General features: G+C 67.3%; 20 protein-coding genes and 1 pseudogene. 11 read left to right on the top strand and 10 right to left on the bottom strand.

The features are described from left to right. The 8 genes and pseudogenes from EVS83_RS15920 to EVS83_RS13180 all read right to left on the bottom strand — a co-directional run. Nucleotides 1-1,845: pseudogene (locus EVS83_RS15920) on the bottom strand (hypothetical protein); the annotation flags it as partial. After that, on the bottom strand, nucleotides 1,842-3,731 hold the full coding sequence (locus tag EVS83_RS13210) for a copper resistance system multicopper oxidase (RefSeq protein ID WP_133501507.1): 1,890 nt from the start codon (nucleotides 3,729-3,731) through the stop codon (nucleotides 1,842-1,844). The gene EVS83_RS13210 and the pseudogene EVS83_RS15920, both read right to left, overlap by 4 nt. Nucleotides 3,732-3,822: 91 nt before the next feature. Beyond that, nucleotides 3,823-4,293 (bottom strand): CopL family metal-binding regulatory protein, encoded by a 471-nt coding sequence (locus EVS83_RS13205; protein WP_133501506.1) that lies wholly within the window; start codon nucleotides 4,291-4,293, stop codon nucleotides 3,823-3,825. Between the two features lie 90 nt (nucleotides 4,294-4,383). Beyond that, nucleotides 4,384-4,614 carry a cation transporter gene (locus EVS83_RS13200; protein WP_133501505.1) on the bottom strand — a complete coding sequence of 77 codons (231 nt, stop codon included), beginning with the start codon at nucleotides 4,612-4,614 and terminating at the stop codon, nucleotides 4,384-4,386. A gap of 168 nt (nucleotides 4,615-4,782) precedes the next feature. Beyond that, complete coding sequence (gene arsJ, locus EVS83_RS13195; protein WP_208108747.1) at nucleotides 4,783-6,003, bottom strand: organoarsenical effux MFS transporter ArsJ; 1,221 nt, start codon at nucleotides 6,001-6,003, stop codon at nucleotides 4,783-4,785. A 2-nt stretch (nucleotides 6,004-6,005) separates the two neighbouring features. After that, on the bottom strand, nucleotides 6,006-7,013 hold the full coding sequence (locus tag EVS83_RS13190) for an ArsJ-associated glyceraldehyde-3-phosphate dehydrogenase (RefSeq protein ID WP_133501504.1): 1,008 nt from the start codon (nucleotides 7,011-7,013) through the stop codon (nucleotides 6,006-6,008). A 9-nt stretch (nucleotides 7,014-7,022) separates the two neighbouring features. Further along, a complete protein-coding gene (arsB, locus tag EVS83_RS13185; protein ID WP_208108748.1) occupies nucleotides 7,023-8,078 on the bottom strand; it encodes an ACR3 family arsenite efflux transporter in 1,056 nt (351 codons plus the stop codon). 44 nt (nucleotides 8,079-8,122) lie between these two features. Continuing rightward, nucleotides 8,123-8,476 carry an ArsR/SmtB family transcription factor gene (locus EVS83_RS13180; RefSeq protein ID WP_133501502.1) on the bottom strand — a complete coding sequence of 118 codons (354 nt, stop codon included), beginning with the start codon at nucleotides 8,474-8,476 and terminating at the stop codon, nucleotides 8,123-8,125. Between the two features lie 41 nt (nucleotides 8,477-8,517). Here EVS83_RS13180 and arsH point away from each other — a divergent pair, with 41 nt between their 5' ends. The 6 genes from arsH to EVS83_RS13150 all read left to right on the top strand — a co-directional run bounded on the left by arsH (nucleotide 8,518) and on the right by EVS83_RS13150 (nucleotide 14,222). Then, a complete protein-coding gene (arsH, locus tag EVS83_RS13175; RefSeq protein WP_133501501.1) occupies nucleotides 8,518-9,309 on the top strand; it encodes an arsenical resistance protein ArsH in 792 nt (263 codons plus the stop codon). An 8-nt stretch (nucleotides 9,310-9,317) separates the two neighbouring features. After that, nucleotides 9,318-9,737 (top strand): arsenate reductase (glutaredoxin), encoded by a 420-nt coding sequence (arsC, locus tag EVS83_RS13170; RefSeq protein ID WP_133501500.1) that lies wholly within the window; start codon nucleotides 9,318-9,320, stop codon nucleotides 9,735-9,737. A gap of 381 nt (nucleotides 9,738-10,118) precedes the next feature. Then, a complete protein-coding gene (locus EVS83_RS13165; protein WP_208108746.1) occupies nucleotides 10,119-12,542 on the top strand; it encodes a heavy metal translocating P-type ATPase in 2,424 nt (807 codons plus the stop codon). After that, complete coding sequence (cueR, locus tag EVS83_RS13160) at nucleotides 12,532-12,975, top strand: Cu(I)-responsive transcriptional regulator (protein ID WP_133501499.1); 444 nt, start codon at nucleotides 12,532-12,534, stop codon at nucleotides 12,973-12,975. The genes EVS83_RS13165 and cueR overlap by 11 nt, the downstream gene beginning before the upstream one ends. Nucleotides 12,976-13,040: 65 nt before the next feature. Continuing rightward, nucleotides 13,041-13,757: a hypothetical protein gene (locus EVS83_RS13155; protein ID WP_133501498.1), complete on the top strand. Its 717-nt coding sequence runs from the start codon at nucleotides 13,041-13,043 to the stop codon at nucleotides 13,755-13,757. 51 nt (nucleotides 13,758-13,808) lie between these two features. Continuing rightward, the gene (locus EVS83_RS13150) at nucleotides 13,809-14,222 is read left to right on the top strand and encodes a hypothetical protein (protein WP_208108745.1); all 414 of its coding nucleotides are present in this window, start codon (nucleotides 13,809-13,811) and stop codon (nucleotides 14,220-14,222) included. Between the two features lie 98 nt (nucleotides 14,223-14,320). On the opposite strand, the gene EVS83_RS13145 is transcribed toward EVS83_RS13150, so the two are convergent. After that, complete coding sequence (locus tag EVS83_RS13145) at nucleotides 14,321-14,725, bottom strand: MerR family transcriptional regulator (protein ID WP_133501496.1); 405 nt, start codon at nucleotides 14,723-14,725, stop codon at nucleotides 14,321-14,323. A gap of 41 nt (nucleotides 14,726-14,766) precedes the next feature. Here EVS83_RS13145 and EVS83_RS13140 point away from each other — a divergent pair, with 41 nt between their 5' ends. The 4 genes from EVS83_RS13140 to EVS83_RS13125 all read left to right on the top strand — a co-directional run bounded on the left by EVS83_RS13140 (nucleotide 14,767) and on the right by EVS83_RS13125 (nucleotide 16,128). Further along, nucleotides 14,767-15,123: a mercuric transporter MerT family protein gene (locus EVS83_RS13140; protein WP_133501495.1), complete on the top strand. Its 357-nt coding sequence runs from the start codon at nucleotides 14,767-14,769 to the stop codon at nucleotides 15,121-15,123. Nucleotides 15,124-15,133: 10 nt separating this feature from the next. Further along, nucleotides 15,134-15,424 (top strand): heavy-metal-associated domain-containing protein, encoded by a 291-nt coding sequence (locus EVS83_RS13135; protein WP_246022956.1) that lies wholly within the window; start codon nucleotides 15,134-15,136, stop codon nucleotides 15,422-15,424. After that, complete coding sequence (locus EVS83_RS16100; RefSeq protein WP_484030421.1) at nucleotides 15,363-15,650, top strand: GDCCVxC domain-containing (seleno)protein; 288 nt, start codon at nucleotides 15,363-15,365, stop codon at nucleotides 15,648-15,650. Before EVS83_RS13135 ends, EVS83_RS16100 begins: the two co-directional genes overlap by 62 nt. Nucleotides 15,651-15,810: 160 nt before the next feature. Beyond that, complete coding sequence (locus EVS83_RS13125; RefSeq protein ID WP_133501493.1) at nucleotides 15,811-16,128, top strand: hypothetical protein; 318 nt, start codon at nucleotides 15,811-15,813, stop codon at nucleotides 16,126-16,128. A gap of 34 nt (nucleotides 16,129-16,162) precedes the next feature. Here the strand turns inward: EVS83_RS13125 and EVS83_RS13120 are convergent, their stop codons facing one another. Further along, the gene (locus tag EVS83_RS13120; RefSeq protein WP_166636911.1) at nucleotides 16,163-17,329 is read right to left on the bottom strand and encodes a hypothetical protein; all 1,167 of its coding nucleotides are present in this window, start codon (nucleotides 17,327-17,329) and stop codon (nucleotides 16,163-16,165) included. A 67-nt stretch (nucleotides 17,330-17,396) separates the two neighbouring features. On the opposite strand from EVS83_RS13120, the gene EVS83_RS15715 reads away from it, so the two are divergent. Continuing rightward, nucleotides 17,397-17,567, top strand: coding sequence for a hypothetical protein (locus tag EVS83_RS15715; protein ID WP_166636910.1), 171 nt, complete (start codon nucleotides 17,397-17,399; stop codon nucleotides 17,565-17,567). Nucleotides 17,568-17,586 lie beyond the last annotated feature (19 nt).

Below are 17,586 nucleotides of genomic sequence, written 5' to 3'. Positions count from 1 at the left end.
CTGGCCCGGTGGCATCGCCATCGCGCCGTGGTCCATGCCCGACATGTCCATGGCGCTGTGGTCCATGCCCGACATCGCCGCCTCGCCCTTCGCGGGTGTTGCAGGCGTTGCCGGGGGCGCCGGTTTCGTCGCGGCGCCGTGGTCCATGCCGGACATGTCCATGCCGCTGTGGTCCATGCCCGACATGTCCATCGTCGAGTGATCCATCCCCGACATGTCTGCATCAGCCTTGGCAGGTTCAGTCTGGCCCGGTGGCATCGCCATCGCGCCGTGGTCCATGCCCGACATGTCCATGGCGCTGTGGTCCATGCCCGACATCGCCGCCTCGCCCTTCGCGGGTGTTGCAGGCGTTGCCGGGGGCGCCGGTTTCGTCGCGGCGCCGTGGTCCATGCCGGACATGTCCATGCCGCTGTGGTCCATGCCCGACATGTCCATCGTCGAGTGATCCATCCCCGACATGTCTGCATCAGCCTTGGCAGGTTCAGTCTGGCCCGGTGGCATCGCCATCGCGCCGTGGTCCATGCCCGACATGTCCATGGCGCTGTGGTCCATGCCCGACATCGCCGCCTCGCCCTTCGCGGGTGTTGCAGGCGTTGCCGGGGGCGCCGGTTTCGTCGCGGCGCCGTGGTCCATGCCGGACATGTCCATGCCGCTGTGGTCCATGCCCGACATGTCCATCGTCGAGTGATCCATCCCCGACATGTCTGCATCAGCCTTGGCAGGTTCAGTCTGGCCCGGTGGCATCGCCATCGCGCCGTGGTCCATGCCCGACATGTCCATGGCGCTGTGGTCCATGCCCGACATCGCCGCCTCGCCCTTCGCGGGTGTTGCAGGCGTTGCCGGGGGCGCCGGTTTCGTCGCGGCGCCGTGGTCCATGCCGGACATGTCCATGCCGCTGTGGTCCATGCCCGACATGTCCATCGTCGAGTGATCCATCCCCGACATGTCTGCATCAGCCTTGGCAGGTTCAGTCTGGCCCGGTGGCATCGCCATCGCGCCGTGGTCCATGCCCGACATGTCCATGGCGCTGTGGTCCATGCCCGACATCGCCGCCTCGCCCTTCGCGGGTGTTGCAGGCGTTGCCGGGGGCGCCGGTTTCGTCGCGGCGCCGTGGTCCATGCCGGACATGTCCATGCCGCTGTGGTCCATGCCCGACATGTCCATCGTCGAGTGATCCATCCCCGACATGTCTGCATCAGCCTTGGCAGGTTCAGTCTGGCCCGGTGGCATCGCCATCGCGCCGTGGTCCATGCCCGACATGTCCATGGCGCTGTGGTCCATGCCCGACATCGCCGCCTCGCCCTTCGCGGGTGTTGCAGGCGTTGCCGGGGGCGCCGGTTTCGTCGCGGCGCCGTGGTCCATGCCGGACATGTCCATGCCGCTGTGATCCATCCCCGACATGCCGGCCCCGCTCGCCGTCGGTGCGGCGGGCATGGCCATCTTCGAGTGATCCATTGGCGCCGGTGACGTCGCGGCCTTGGTGGGCCTGGGCGCCGGCTTGGCCGCCGCGGGCTTTGGCTTGGGCTTCGTCGCTCCAGGTTTCGGGGCTGGCATCGTGTGCCCCATCGCCGCGTGGTCCATCCCGGCCATTCCGCTGTGGTCCACGCCCGCCATGGTTGCCGCAGGCTTGGGCTTCGCAGCGGATTTTGCGGCGGGCTTGGATGCGGGTTTCGCAGCAGGTTTCACCGCAGGCTTTGCGGCCGGCTTCTTTGCAGGGGCCGGCGCGGGCTTGGGCATCACCATGCCCGGCATCGAGCTCATGTCATGACCCTGGTGCTGGGCCCAGGCCGGCGTCGCGGCAATCGCCACCGCAATGGCGAGCGTCATCGTGGAGAAGCGGTTCATTCGTGCACCTCCACCGAGCGCATCATTCCCGATTCCATGTGGTAGAGCAGGTGGCAGTGATAGGCCCACCGCCCCAGCGCATCGGCGCGCACGCGATACGTGCGCCGGCTGCCCGGCTGCATGTCGATGGTGTGCTTGCGGACCTGGAACTCGCCCGCATCGTTCTCCAGATCGCTCCACATGCCGTGCAGGTGGATCGGGTGGCTCATCATCGTGTCGTTGACCAGCACGATCCGCAGGCGCTCGCCGTAGTTGAGCTTGATCGGGCCGGAGTCGGAGAACTTCACGCCGTTGAACGACCAGGCGAACTTCTCCATGTGCCCGGTGAGGTGCATCTCGAGTTCGCGGCCGGGCTCGCGACCGTCGGGGTCATTGAACAGGCTGCGCAGCATCGAGTAACTCAACGCCTTGCGGCCATCCGTGCCCATGCCGTTGCCGGGATCGGTCAGGCGCGAGGTCGGCGTCATCGCCTGGTTGTCCACCAGCGGATTGCCGTTCTCGGTGGCCGGATGCTTGGGCATCGCGCTCATCCCTGCCATGCCCGCCATCCCGCTCATGCCGGCCATCGAGCCGTGGTCCATGCCCGCCATCGCGCCGTCCGTCGCGGCAGGCGCGGCGGGCGCTGCGCCATGCGCGCTGTGGTCCATGCCGGCCATGCCCGGCATCGCGTCCCCGCCGGACATGCCGCCCATGGCGCCCATGTCATGGCCGCCGTGGCCGGCCATGCCCATGTCCTGCATGGTGAGGATCGGCCGCGGATCGAGCTTCGGGATGGGTGCCCGCAGGCCTTCGCGCACCGTGAGGGTGCCCGACACGAAGCCCGTGCGGCCCGAGTCCTGCGCGAAGATCGTGAACGCGTCCTGCCCGGCGGGCTCGACGATCACGTCGATCGTTTCGGCGGTCGCGATGCGGAACTCGTCGATCGTGACGGGATGGACGTAATTGCCGTCCACCGCCACCACCGTCATCTTCAGGCCCGGGATGCGCACGTCGAAGTACGTCATCGACGAGCCGTTGATGAAGCGAAGGCGCACCTTCTCGCCTGACTTGAACAGCCCAGTCCAGTTGCCGAGGCCCGTGGTGCCGTTCATGAGGTAGGTGTAGGTATTGGCGTTGACGTCCGAGATGTCGGTCGGCGTCATGCGCATCTGCCCCCACATCTTCCGATCCTGCACCGTGGCGCCCAGACCCTGCTTCTGCGCGTCGCGGAAGAAGTCGCCGACCGTGCGCTTGTAGAGGTTGTCGTAGTCCGCCATTTTCTTGAGGCGGCGCATCAACTGTTCGGGATTGAGATCCGTCCAGTCGGTCAGCATCACGACGTAGTCGCGTTGATACGAAAACGGCTCGGGCTCGGCCGCGTCGATCACGATCGGCCCGTAGAGTCCAGCCTGTTCCTGGAACGCGGAATGGCTGTGGTACCAGTACGTGCCGTGCTGCTGCACGTCGAAGCGGTACTGGTAGGCCTCGCCGCGGTGGATGCCGTCGAAGCTCAGGCCCGGTACGCCGTCCATGTTCGCGGGCAGGATCATCCCGTGCCAATGGATCGAGGTCTCGTGGCCGTGGATCGAGCCCGGCGGCAGCGCATTGCGCACGCGCAGGTTGACGGTGGTGCCCTGCTTCCAGCGCAGCAACGGCGCCGGCAGCGAGCCGTTGACCACGACCGCCGGGCGCGTGGCGCCAGTGAAATTGACCGGCATCTCGCCGATGGAGAGGTCGAAATCGGTGCCCGAAAGCACGTGGGGATTGCCCACCGCGGAGCGCGTCGCCGCGAAGCCGCGCGGCACGCCGACCGCGAGGGCCGCACCGCCCAAGGCCAGGCCTTGGACGAACCGCCGTCGCGACAGCAACGGCGCACCCGCATCGCGGGTGGAAAACGGGGATGTCATGGAGAACTCCGGATCGAGCGACAGGCCGCTGAAACAGCGGATCAGGCATGCCCAGGCATGCCGCGCGCGCCCGGGGGGCGCGCGGGGTCGCTTAGCCGATCGGAGGTCGGATCAGATGGGGCAGGCGCGGCTGCGAATGATCGACCGCGAGCGCCGGCACACGCACGTCATGCGTGGGAACTACGTGGGTGATCAGCGACACCGTCGTCGCACACGACGCGTGCGCGCAGGCGCACGTGCACGTCTTGCCCTTGCAGCAATCCGGGTCGCCCTTCTTGCCCGACGGCGCCGCAGGTACGGCCTTGCCGGGCTCAACGTGCGCGACCGCATGGACGGCAGGCGCTGAAGGCACGGCCGACGCTGTGACCGCATGCCGATGGCACGGCGGAACGCTTGATGGGTCTGCCGCGGCCGCAGGCACAGCTGCAGCCTGCACCGGCGTGACCGCCGCGTGCGCCGCGTGCTCGAACTGCATGCGCGCCGACGCCTGTGCGACACCTGCGCCATTGGCGATCAGGCTTATGCACAAGACGATGCGCAGCAGCAGCGGGAAAAGGGTCACGGGCCTACTCTAACGCGAACTTCAATGGTTCATGTTCAACAAGGGTGAACTCTGGACCCGGGTCCAAACCCGGCGCCGGGTCCCGGTCGCTCAGGCCGCGCGCGGCTTGCAGCAGCCGCCCGGGGCGGCCGGCGCGGCGTCGACCACGCGATAGCCTTCGTGCTCGATCGCGGCGACCGCTGATGCGCGGTCGTCGACGCCTGTGACCTCGACCGTACCGGCGGCCAGGTCGACCCGCGCAGTACCGCCAAGCGCGGCCACCGCCCGCTCGATCGCCCGCTGACAGTGGCCGCAGGTCATGCCGTTGACGTTCAACTTCATTGCAGTGCTCCAGTGTGTGGCTGCAGCGAGCTTCGCGCGTTCCCACGTGGCAAGGTCAAGCCATCGCACCGCCGGCTCCGGGCTTCGTTCAGTGCCCGATCACACGCGACCGAGCCCGCCGACACCGACTGCGCGCTGCTTCCCGAAGCAAGTGTCCGATAGACCGCATCAGCCTTGAGTCGGTTGCGCGGACCCAGGTAGCCGAAACGACACCGCGGCCGCCAGCGTCGCGAACAACGCCGAAAACGCCAGGCATGCCGCCAGTCCCCACCGCTGGAACACCCAACCCGACAGCACCGTGCCCATCAGTCGGCCTAACGCGTTGGCCATGTAGTAGAAGCCGACATCCAACGACACCCCGTCGCGCTCAGCGTAGGCCACGATCAGATAGCTGTGCAGTGATGAGTTCACGGCGAACAGCAATCCGAACAGTGCCAATCCGACCATGAGCACGGGGGCCGGGCTTACACCTACGCGAAGGAGCCACGCCATGGCGGCCGGCACGATCGACAGCCACGCAGCCCATTTCCACGCCGTCGCCGGCCTGGGGACGCCACCGTGCTTGCGTCCTGTGATGTAGGGCGCGAGCGACTGCACGATCCCGTAGCCGATCACCCAGGCGGCGAGGAAGCCGCCCACCTGCCAGAAGTCCCAGCCCAGCGCTTGCGCCAGAAAAACCGGGAGTGCCACGACGAACCAGATATCGCGGGCGCCGAACAGGAACATGCGGGCGGCCGACAGGACGTTGATCGCTTCGCTCTTGGAGAGCAGGTCGCGGAATTTCGGCTTCGCTTTCGCTTTGCCCAGGTCACGCTTTAGCAGCGCCAAGCTGCCGATCCAGACCAGCAGCACCGCCGCGGCCATCGCGCCGACGGCGCTGCGGAACCCGACGGTGCTCAAGAGCGCGCCGCCCAGGAAGAAGCCCACGCCTTTCAGCGCGTTCTTCGAGCCGGTGAGCGCCGCCACCCAGCGATAGAGCATGCCTTCGCGGCCACTGGGCACCAGCAGCTTGATGCTGCTCTTCGCGCTCATCTTGTTGAGATCTTTGGCGATGCCAGACAGCGCCTGCGCCGCCATGACCCATGCGACGGTCAGCCCCGCCGCGGGCACCATCAGCATCGAGAGCGCGATGCCCTGCAGGGCCAGACCGATGTTCATCGTCCGGTTGAGGCCGATACGTGCGCCGAGCCACCCGCCGACCAGGTTGGTGACAACGCCGAAGATCTCGTAAAAGAGAAACAGCATCGCGACCTGCAGCGGCGAATAGCCGAGCTGGTGGAAGTGCAGCACCACCAGCATGCGAAGCGCGCCGTCCGTCAGGGTAAATGCCCAGTAGTTGCCGGTGATCAGCAGGTACTGGCGAACATCGACGGATAGGCGCGCAATCATGATCAGCCCTCCGTCGCGCCGACCAGACGCACGAGCTCGGCCGTGCGATTCACGTAACCCCATTCGTTGTCGTACCACGCGTAGATCTTCACCTGCGTTCCGTTCACGACCATGGTCGACAGGGCGTCGACGATGCTCGAGCGCGGATCGGTGCGGTAATCGATCGACACGAGCGGTCGGGTTTCGTAACCGAGCACGCCCTTGAGCGGGCCTTCGGTGGCTGCGCGCAGCAGGTTGTTGACCTCCTCGACGCTGGTGGCACGCTCGACCTCGAACACGCAGTCAGTGAGAGACGCCACGACCAGCGGTACCCGCACGGCGTGTCCATTGAGGCGGCCCTTGAGTTCCGGAAAGATCTCGGCGATCGCCGTCGCCGAACCGGTCGAGGTTGGAATCAGGCTCTCGCCACAGGCGCGGGCGCGGCGCAGGTCCTTGTGCGGCGCATCCACGATGACCTGCGTGTTGGTCAGGCAATGGATCGTGGTCAGGCTTCCATGGCGGATGCCAAGGCCTTCGTGGATGACCTTGACCACTGGCGCCAGGCAATTGGTGGTGCACGACGCCGCCGACACGATGCGGTGTCGCGTCGGATCGAAGCGGTCATGATTCACGCCCATGACCACGTCCAGCACGCCCTCGGTCTTCACCGGGGCCGTCACCACGACGCGCTTGACGCCTTGGTCGAGGTAGGGCTGCAAGACGTCGGGCTTCCTGAACTTGCCCGACGCCTCGATCACGACGTCGCAGGCGGACCAGTCGGTAGCGGCGAGTTCCTTGTTGCGCGCCAGGGGGATGCGCACGCCATCAATCAGCAGGTCCTCGCCCTCCGCGGTGGCCTCGTGCGTCCAACGCCCGTGCACCGAGTCGAAGTTGAGCAGGTGCGCAAACGTGGCCGCGTCGCCGGCGGGATCGTTGATCTGGACGAACTCAAGGTCCGGCTGGCCCCATGCAGCGCGCAGGGTCAGGCGGCCCATCCGGCCGAAGCCGTTGATGCCCACTCGAATTGCCATGACGTTTTCCTAGTTGAAGTTGGATCCAGAGCGCGTGTCGCCGGCGCCTGCCTCGTACCAGTGCTTCGAACGGTTGACGATGCGAACAACTGACAGCATCACCGGCACCTCGACCAGCACACCGACAACGGTCGCCAGAGCGGCCCCCGATCGAACACCGAAGACGGCGACGGCGGTCGCGACGGCGAGCTCGAAGAAGTTGCTCGCGCCGATCAGCGCCGACGGCCCAGCGACACAGTGCGCCACGCCCAGGCGTCGGTTAAGCCAGTACGCAAGGCCTGCGTTGAAATAGACCTGGATAAGAATCGGCACCGCGAGCATCGCGATGATCAGCGGCTGCTCAACGATCTCCCGACCCTGAAAGCCGAACAGAAGCACGAGCGTTGCCAGCAATGCACTCAGGGAGACCGGGCCCAGTCGCTGCAGCAAACGCGCGAGCGCGGTCTCCCCGCGACTAGCCAGCACCGCACGGCGAATGAGCGCCGCGGCGACTACAGGGACGACGATGTAGAGGCCCACCGAGAGCAGCAGCGTCGCCCATGGCACGGTGATCGACGAAATGCCGAGCAGCAGACCCACGATCGGGGCGAAGGCGACCACCATGATCAGATCGTTGATTGCCACTTGGCTCAGCGTGAATTGAGGTTCCCCGTCGCAAAGATTGCTCCACACGAACACCATGGCCGTACACGGAGCCGCTGCGAGCAGGATCAGGCCGGCCACATAGGCATCGTGCTGATCGGCAGGCAGCACAGGCCCGAACACGTGGCGAATGAACAGCCAGGCCAGCAGCGCCATCGAGAACGGATTGATCGCCCAGTTGATGAACACCGTTACGCCGATTCCCTTCCAATGCCGCCCGATCTGGCGCATCGCGCCGAAATCAATCTTGAGCAGCATCGGGATGATCATGAGCCAGATCAGCACGGCGACCGGCAGGTTGACCTGGGCCACCTCGATTGCGCCCAGTGCAGCAAAGCCGCCGGAAAACAGGTAGCCCAAACCGGTGCCCACTGCGATGCACAGCGCGACCCACAACGTCAGATGGCGCTCGAAGCCGCCCATGCGCCGAGATAGATCGGCCCGACGCGCCGCGCCGGTGTCGTCGTTCATGCGCGAACCTTCTTCGTCGTCTTTCCGCCCGCCCGCTTGGCCGCAGGCACGCACGCGGCCTCGGGCCGACCACCGCAGCAGTTCCGGGTGAGGAAGGCGATGAGATCGTTCATCGCGTCGAAGTCGGCGCGGTAGCAAATGAAGCGGCCGCGCTGTTCGCCCTGGATGAGCCCGGCGGCGCTGAGTTCCTTGAGGTGGAATGAGAGCGTGGCACCCGGCAGTGACAGCGCGTCGGCGATATCGCCGGCCATTCGGCCCTCTGGACCCGCCTCGACGAGCACCCGAAACACCGAAAGCCGTGTGGCCTGGCCGAGCGCCGCCAAGGCGAGGGTTGCGTCTTTGATTTCCATTTTTCTAGAATATTGGAACTCACAAAGCGTAGCAAGCCTCCATGACCCCAGAATCATTGCCCCATGTGACGCTCGCGGCGCTCGACACCCCGCTCCTGGACAAGCTCGGCCTGGACGGCGACGGCCATCCGCCGCGCATCCTGATCCTCTACGGTTCTCTGCGCCCCCAGTCCTACAGCCGCAAGCTGGCACTCGAGGCCGAGCGGTTGCTGCAGCACTTCGGCGCGGAGACCCGCGTGTTCGATCCGCACGACCTGCCGCTGCTCGACAGCGTCGGTGCCGACCACCCGAAGGTGCAGGAACTGCGCGGCCTCTCGCAGTGGTCAGAGGGTCAGGTCTGGGTGAGTCCGGAGCGCCACGGCACCCTGACCGCGGTGTTCAAAAACCAGATCGATTGGCTGCCGCTGGAAGACGGCGGCATGCGTCCCACGCAGGGCCGCACGCTGGCGGTGATGCAGGTCTGCGGCGGCTCGCAATCGTTCAACGTGGTCAACGCACTGCGCCTGCTGGGTCGCTGGATGCGCATGGTGACCATCCCCAACCAGTCGTCCGTACCCAAGGCCTGGCAGGAGTTTGATGACAGCGGGCGCATGAGGCCCTCGGCCTACTACGAGCGCGTCGTCGACGTCATGGAGGAGCTGGTCAAGTTCACCCTGATGGTGCGCGATCGCAGCGACTACCTGACGAGCCGCTACAGCGAACGCAAGGGCGATCTGGCCGTAGGCGCATTGGCGAACGCTTCGGGCGCGGTCGCTGCCCCGCCGCACACGCCGCACACGCCGGTAGACACCAGCCTGCCCGTCGCGCAGCGCGCATGCTGCCCCCCCTGCTGAGGGATGCCATGGATGCCCTGATCTACCACAACCCCGCGTGCGGCACCTCTCGCAATACGCTGGCCTTGGTTCGCCACGCGGGCATCGAGCCGACGATCATCGAATACCTCCAGCATCCGCCATCGCGGGAGCGCCTGATGGAGCTGATTGCAGGCGCCGGCTTGTCGGTGCGAGACGCGATCCGCCAGAAAGGCACGCCTTATCTGGAACGTGGGCTCGACGACCCCACGCACAGCGACGACGCATTGCTCGACGCCATGCTCGCCGAGCCCATCCTCATCAATCGGCCGTTCGTGCAGACGCCCAAGGGCATTCGCCTGTGTCGCCCGTCCGAACTCGTGCTCGACCTGCTGCCGCCCGTCACCCGGCCCTTCGCCAAGGAGGATGGCGAAGTCGTGATTGACGATGCCGGGCGTCGGGTCTGCTGAGGGCATGCGCGACTCGAATTGGCTCCCGCCTCTAGGACAGGCCCCAAGCGTCGATCGACGACCAAGCGCGGTTCCCAGTCCGATCAAGCATGGAATGCAAAACAGGGAGAGGGGTTGACGCGGACGTCGGAAACGGCGTCCGCAACGTATCCGCACCGCCATCGTGGTCCAACAGGCGGACGCGGATTGATGACACCGTTGCGGCAACCGCCTCCGAGGACGGCCGCCAGTCGATGCATGGGGGCGGCCTGCATCAGGTAGGTCAACTCGACCGGCGGTTGCGCCCGCCCGACTGAGGCAGCTGCACGCTGAGCGGTGCGGCTTGACCTTACCATCATGGCAAGCCTGAGCCTCGATGCTCCCACCTGCCAGGCCGACCCCATGAGCGCTGCCTTGACTGCCGCCCACACGCTTCGCGTCCCGATCGAAGGAATGACCTGCGCCTCGTGCGTCGGCCGCGTCGAGCGCGCCCTCAAGCGCCTGCCCGGCGTCGAGGACGCGAGCGTCAACCTTGCGACCGAAACGGCCGAGCTGCGCGCCGACGCCATGCCGGACCTCGCATCGATCCGCCAAGCCGTCGAGGACGCGGGCTACCGGATCGCGACCAACGAACTCGAGCTCGCCATCGGCGGCATGACCTGCGCGTCGTGCGTGGGGCGCGTCGAGCGGGCGCTGCGGAAGGTGCCCGGCGTCATGGAGGCGAGCGTGAACCTTGCAACCGAGCGCGCCCGCATGCGCACCGCAGGCGAGGTGCCGCTGAATGCACTGATCGACGCGGTCGCGGGCGCGGGCTACACCGCGACGGCGCCCGCGGCGGACGCGCAGCAGGCACCGACGCAGGTGCGGCGCGACCGCCACGAGCGGCAGCACCTGCTGATCGCCGCCCTGCTCACCGCCCCGCTCGCCCTGCCGATGCTGGGCCTGCTCGTGGGCGCGCACTGGATGCTGCCCGGTTGGCTGCAGTTCGCGCTCGCCACGCCGGTGCAGTTCTGGCTCGGCGCCCGCTTCTACCGCGCCGCGTGGAGAGCCGTGCGCGCGGGCACCGGCAACATGGACCTGCTCGTCGCGCTGGGCACCAGCGCCGGCTACGGGCTCAGCGTCTACCACCTGGTGCGCGGCGCTACGCATCACGGTCCCGCCCCGCTCTACTTCGAAGCCTCGGCGGTCATCATCACGCTGATTCTTCTGGGCAAGTTCCTGGAGGCCCGCGCAAAGCGCCAGACGACCGCGGCGATCCAGGCACTACAGGCGTTGAAACCCTTCACCGCACGCGTACGGCGGGCGGACGGTGACATCGACGTGCCGATCGATGCGGTGCGCGTGGGCGACCGCGTCGTCGTGCGGCCCGGCGAGCGCTTTCCGGTCGACGGCGTCGTGCTCGAGGGCCGCACGCATGCCGACGAGTCGCTCATCACCGGCGAATCCTTGCCGGTCGCCAAGGACATCGGCGATCGCGTGACCGGCGGTGCGGTCAACGCCGAGGGCGCGGTCCTCGTGCAGACCCAGGCCGTGGGCGCGGAGTCGGCGCTTGCGCGCATCATCCGGCTGGTCGAGGACGCGCAGGCGAAGAAGGCGCCGATCCAGCACACGGTCGATCGCGTCAGCGCGGTGTTCGTGCCGGTGGTGATCGCCCTCGCGGTGCTGACCCTTCTCGCCTGGGGCCTGCTTACCGGCGACTGGAACGCGGCGGTGCTCAACGCGGTGGCGGTGCTGGTCATCGCCTGCCCGTGTGCCCTGGGCCTCGCCACGCCGACCGCGATCATGGCCGGCACGGGTGTCGCCGCGCGCGCCGGGATCCTGATCAAGGACGCCGAGGCGCTCGAGCTCGCGCACCGCGTCGACATCGTCGCCTTCGACAAGACCGGCACGCTCACGGCCGGCCGACCGCGTCTGGTCGAAACGCTGCCCGTACAAGGATCGTCGTCGATGCTGCTCGAACGCGCCGCGGCGCTGCAGGCCGCCAGCGAGCATCCGCTCGCCCGCGCCGTCCTGGAGGCGGTCGGGTCCGGTGTGGCCGCAGCGACCGACGTGCAAGCCGTGCCCGGGCGCGGCGTCACCGGCGGCATCGGCGCCGCCGCGGCCTGGCTCGGCAATGAAGCGCTGATGCAGGAGGTGGGCGTCGATGTCGCGCCGCTCGCCGGTCGCGCCGCGGATCTCGCGGCGCGCGGCCACACGCTGGCCTGGCTCGCGACGCAGGGCGTGGACGGCCCGCAGCTCGACGGCCTGCTCGCGTTCCGCGACGAGCCGCGCGCCGGCGCGCGCGAGGCCATCGCGCGGCTGCACGCGCTGGGCATCCGCACCGTCATGATCTCCGGCGACAACGCCGGCGCCGCGCGCGCCGTCGCCCGGAGCCTGGGGATCGACGAGGTGCACGCGCCGGTGCGCCCCGAGCAGAAGGTCGAGGTGGTGCGCGCGCTGAAGGGCGGTGGCACGGTTGCGATGGTGGGCGACGGTCTCAACGACGCACCGGCACTGGCCGCGAGCGACGTTGGCATTGCGATGGGCAGCGGCACGGATGTCGCGATGCACGCCGCGGCGATCACGCTGATGCGCAGCGACCTCGCGCTCGTCGCCGACGCGCTGTCGGTCTCGCGCCGCACCACGCGCAAGATCCACCAGAACCTTGCGTGGGCCTTCGGCTACAACGTCATCGGGATTCCGCTGGCGGCACTGGGCCTGCTCAATCCCGTGCTCGCCGGCGCCGCCATGGCGTTTTCCTCGGTGAGCGTGCTCGCCAACACCCTACTGTTGCGCCGCTGGCAGCCCGTCCCTGCGCGCCGCCCGGAGGTCTCCCGTGCCGCGTAAAGCCCTGCGTCCCGAACTCGCCGATGCACGCGAGCAGGGCCTGCACAACATCGGCGAGGCGTCCGCCCTGTCGGGCGTCTCGGCCAAGATGATCCGCCACTACGAGTCGACGGGGCTGATTCCCGAAGCAGCGCGCACGTTCGCGGGCTATCGGCTCTACAGCGACGCCGACGTGCACCGGCTGCGTTTCATCAAACGCGCTCGGAACCTCGGCTTTTCCATGAAGCAGATCGAGACCCTGCTTTCGCTTTGGAACGATCGCGCGCGGGCGAGCGCCGACGTCAATCGCCTGGCCCGCGCCCATGCCGACGAGCTCGCGGTACGCATTGCGGAGATGCAAGCCATGCAGCGCACGCTTGAGGACCTGGCGCGTCGCTGCCATGGAGACCGTCGGCCGGACTGTCCGATCCTCGACGACCTTGCTCGGCCGTAATGTGGCCGAGTGGTCGCCCGCCTCCCAAGGGCGACGGCCGCCGGCCAAACCTATGGAGACCACGCATGTGGCGTCGGAAGATCAACGGGAGCGACGTGTCGCTCGTCAGTCTGCTGTTGCTGATGGTGGCGCTCGGCCTCAAAGCGTCGGACGATCCCGTCCCGTCGGCCTTGCGCGGAACGGGGTGGGCGCCTCTGCTGGCTCAGTTCGCGACGGGCAACCAGATCATCTTTGACCTGACCGTTGGCTTCTTCTCCGCGATCGCGACCTACTTCCTTTTCGTGCGACTGCCCGAACACCAGAAGCGAACTCGGATTATCCGCCAGCTGTCCGAGACCCTGCGTGAGGTCAAGCTCAACTGCATCCGGACGTTTCTTTCCATGCTCGGGGGCGGCGGTTACCCCTCGGGGCTTCCAGAAGAACTGCTCGACCAAGCCAGGTTCCGCACGTTTTTCCACGCCGAGCACGCGCCCGGCCAGTCGCGTTGGGGCCAGCTCGCCAATGAGATCAATGACTATTGGCTCGCGCAGTTGCGGGTCGAGCTACGCGTGCTGCGCGAAGAAATCCAGTTCGCGCTGGCAGCCCTGGAGCCGCGCAGCGATGTCGCCTTCGAGCGAATGAAAAGCCTCTACGGCTGGGCCGTTCGGGCCGAGGCGGTCGACCTCGACTCCGATGACTTGAAGAGCCTCTTTCGCACACTCTGGGGGATCCACACTGGCTATTCGTTCGTCGACGGCTATACGGGCAAGGACCATGTCGCCGATCAAATCGCTTCGCTCTGAATGGCGTCGGGCACAACACCGCCGACGATGCGCGTCACTTCCGCGCACCATATGAAGGCAACCGCCCCAATAGCCATGGCGCTCGCGATCGCCGGTTGCGTTGCGACCCCGGATCGCGAGTCGGACCTGATCCGAGCAGCGCTGGTCGAGCTCGGACAGTCGCCCGTGATCGTCCTACCCGATTCGCTCCCGGTGAGCACCAGGCGAGCGGCTTCGACCGTCGGCCCAACGCTTCCCGAGCACGGCGTCGTCGCGTCCGCGCAGTGGCGATTGCCTCCGAATCACTTCGTCTTGCAGCGCGTGGAGATCTCCGGGGTCGACGGGACGATAACCGGCCTCGTGGGGCCCGTCCCATCGTCACGGCCGGGGGTGGGCCTGCTGGCCTGCGGTCGACACGTCGTCATGCTCTTCAAGCGCGAGCACGGTGTGTGGCGGCTTCAGCAGACGCAGGAAACCGTCTGCTGACTCTCGGTGCGTCCGCCGATCGTGTTGCATCGCCATTCCGCTGCACGCTGACCAGGGCGCCGACGTCGATCGGCCAACCCATTCGACCAAATGGTGGGCTAGCGGGCGTTGTCCAGGAAGTCGAGCGTGGGACAGGAAGCTGCGCTCGGAGCGCGTTGACAGTCGCCGACCAGCTTCAGGAGCTCGCTTTCCAAGCGCCGCAGTTCGGCCAGTCGCAGACGGATATCGATCAGCTTGGCCTCGGTGAGCTGCAGCGTACGGCTGCAGGCGCCACCGCCCTGGAGCTCCAGCAGCTCCTGTATCTCGTCCAGGCTGAAGCCGAGCGGCTGCGCCCGGCGGATAAACAGCAGGCGCGCCAATGCCGGCGAGCCATAGGTCCTGACCCCGCTTTGGGGTTTCCCAGGCTCCGGCATCAGGCCGCGCCGCTGGTAGTAGCGCACCGTCTCCACGTTGACGCCGGCCGCCGCCGCGAGGCGGCCAATCGTCATCCTTTCGCTCGACATCGCTTGACTCCGTACCTGAGTACGGAGGGTACTATCGCCGCATGAAGGTGCCGCGCGATAGATCCTCAGTACTTGCCGTCGCTGGCGCCAGCCTGGCGGCCGTGGGTGCCTCGGTTTGCTGCGTACTGCCCCTGATGTTCGTGCTGTTGGGCGTTTCGGGCGCCTGGATATCGAACCTGACGGCGTTCGATGTGTGGCGCCCGTGGTTCAGCGCCGCGACCCTACTGTGCTTGTTGGCCGCCTTCTGGCACCTCTACGGCCCCCCGTCCCGCTGCCCCAGCGACAGGGAGTGCGCCGAACCGTCCACGCTGCGCCGTCGCAGGCGCCGGCTATGGATTGCGACCGGCGCTATTGGCTTGTTGTTGCTGTTTCCCTACTACATTGGCTGGTTCGTCTAAGGAGCATCACATGCGCACATGGCTCGTCGGCTTGCTTGCCGGCCTCTGGATGACCGCCGCATCGGCGGCAAGCCCCGCAAAGACGGTCGTCTTCGACCTCCAGAACTTCAGCTGCGCGGCCTGTCGCTTCACGGTCGAGAAAGCGTTGGATCACGTCCCGGGCGTGACGGCGCGAAAGGTCGATCCGGCCTCGGCGACGGTGCGCGTGACGTTCGATCCGGCCCGAACGTCCGAGACGGGTGTGGCCCGCGCGATTACCGCATCCGGCTTCCCTGCCAAGGCGAGAAAGTCCGGTGGCTGAGGTCGTACTCGAAAGCCAAATCACCTGTCCGCACTGCAGCCATGCCGCGGTCGAGGTGATGCCGACCACCGCGTGCCAGTTCTTCTACGAGTGCACAGCCTGTGGGCAAGTGCTGAGCCCCAAAGCTGGCGACTGCTGTGTCTACTGCTCGTACGGAACGGTGCCGTGCCCGCCGATCCAGGACGAAAAGCCGTGCTGCGGCGGCGTGGCGAGTTCTGCCGCATAACCACCGACGTAGAACAGACGTGGTCAGCTCCAGCACAGCGATCAAGCTGAGCCGGCACTATGGATCCCCTTGATCGGTGCGCACTCTCGGCTTCGAATTCGCCTGCGAACCCGTGGCGGCTCCGGGTGGTAGCGTGATCCTCCCCCTGAAATCCACCTCGATGAATCTTCCCCGCCCGCGTCGATGGTTTGTTCAAGAGCCCACGCAATGGCGGGTCCTTGGCGTGTTCGAAGCGCAACGTGCGGAGGACGCCTGCAGCGCCGCCGCCAGAAGCGCAGGCCTCGACTGCGAGGCGTTCCACGCCTCCTGGCTACCCGGTAGCCGCGCGCTGCACGACCGCGGTGACGGCCTGGAGCTCTACGCCACGGACCTGACGGCGGCAGGCTCGTTGCAGGCACTCCGCGCGCTCGACGAGCTCGCGTTGTGTGCGCTCGCCGAGGACGCGGACGGCGAATACTTCACGGCGCGGGCGTCCTGACCGGCGTTGGGTTTGGCTCGACGCAGCGGCCGCGTCAGGGGCCGGGGAAGCGCTTCGCCAGGCGCTTGGCCAGCGGCATCTGGGCGAACTCGCTTAGAAAGCGCTGCTCGGCTTCGCTGATCGTGCTGCCAATCGTGTCCGGGGCCGGCGCGACGGCCCTGAGACCCCACGTGTTCTCGAGCGCGCACGCCAGACGCCAGGTTTCGTGATCGAGCCAGGCGCGCTCCTCGTCGCCGTCGACGAAGCAATGCCACTCGGCCAACATGTCTTCCGCCGCGTACAGGGTCGAATACGCGTGATCGAGCATCCGTCGCCCGCTGAGCACGCGGCGGCGGATCAGGAAGACGAACAGCGCGATCGTGCGGCTCGGAAAGCCCGGGCGTTCGCAGAAGCGACGCGCCGCCTTCAGGATCGCGCCGTGCAGCAGCCGTGCAGCGTCGATCGCGTCCTCGCGCAGGCACCTCTCGTAGAGCAGACACAGCAGCGTCAGCGCATCGATCGACGGCGTGTGCGCCAGGCGCAGCGCCCAGCGGCGGAACGCGGCCTGTTCCATCGGGCGCGGCGGGGGCGAAAGGAAGTCGATCACTTCGCGCGCCTTCGCCGAAGGGGGCGCCCGCCAGCGGCGCCGCAGCAGCCGCGCGGTGATATCCCCCATGTATTTCTCGAGCGTATCGATCGGCAACGGGACGCGGCCGAGGAGTTCCCAAAGCGTGCTCGCGTACACGTCCTGCGTATCCCGGTACCCGCGGAACCCGGCGACGAGTTCCACCACGCTCCGGTCGCCGAGCGATTTGCGCTTGCGCCCCGGGTCGGAGGCGTCGTGCGCGATTCGTGCGAACACGCGTTTCGCATCCGGCGCATCTGCCAGGAACTTCGTTCCCATCGCCGCGAGTGTTTTGGGGGTGCGCGCCATCGACCGGACGCACGCCAGCCAGACCTCGCTTTTGGCGCGGTAGACGATGTCTTCCTCGCCGCGCCCGCGGGCCACAGCTTCGTTTTCGGGTGCTGGCACTGCGGATTCCGCCATGGTTCGGCGTGTACGCCCTTTGCTCGCAATCGTGGCATGGATTGCGGGCGCGCAATGCGGTATCCAGCAGCGAATCTGCGCCTGCTGAGCCGAAACGATGCCGTTGAACGACCATGACGCTGCCGACCTAGAACGGCGTCTTCTACGTGAGCACGGCGAGCTGATCGGCGGCACCGCGCTCGCGCGCGGGCTGGGCTACCGGACGGCGCGTGCGTTCCAGGTCGGAGTCAAGCGCGAACGCATGCCGATCGAGACGTTCACCCTGGTCGGGCGTCGCGGGCGCTTTGCGCGCACGTTCGAACTCGCGCGCTGGCTGGCCTCACGCGGCGCCGCGGGAATGCGGGACAACGAGCCCGAGGCGCAAGCCGGTGCGGGATCCGCGGACCCGCAAGGAGGCGACGCCATGCGTTAGCCGGCCGCCCTGCCAATTT

Source organism: Cognatilysobacter terrigena (genome assembly GCF_004361065.1).
GTDB classification, from domain to species: Bacteria; Pseudomonadota; Gammaproteobacteria; order Xanthomonadales; family Xanthomonadaceae; genus Cognatilysobacter; species Cognatilysobacter terrigena.
The sequence above is the reverse complement of the archived record's forward strand: the minus strand, read 5'-3'. Positions and strand labels throughout refer to the sequence as shown.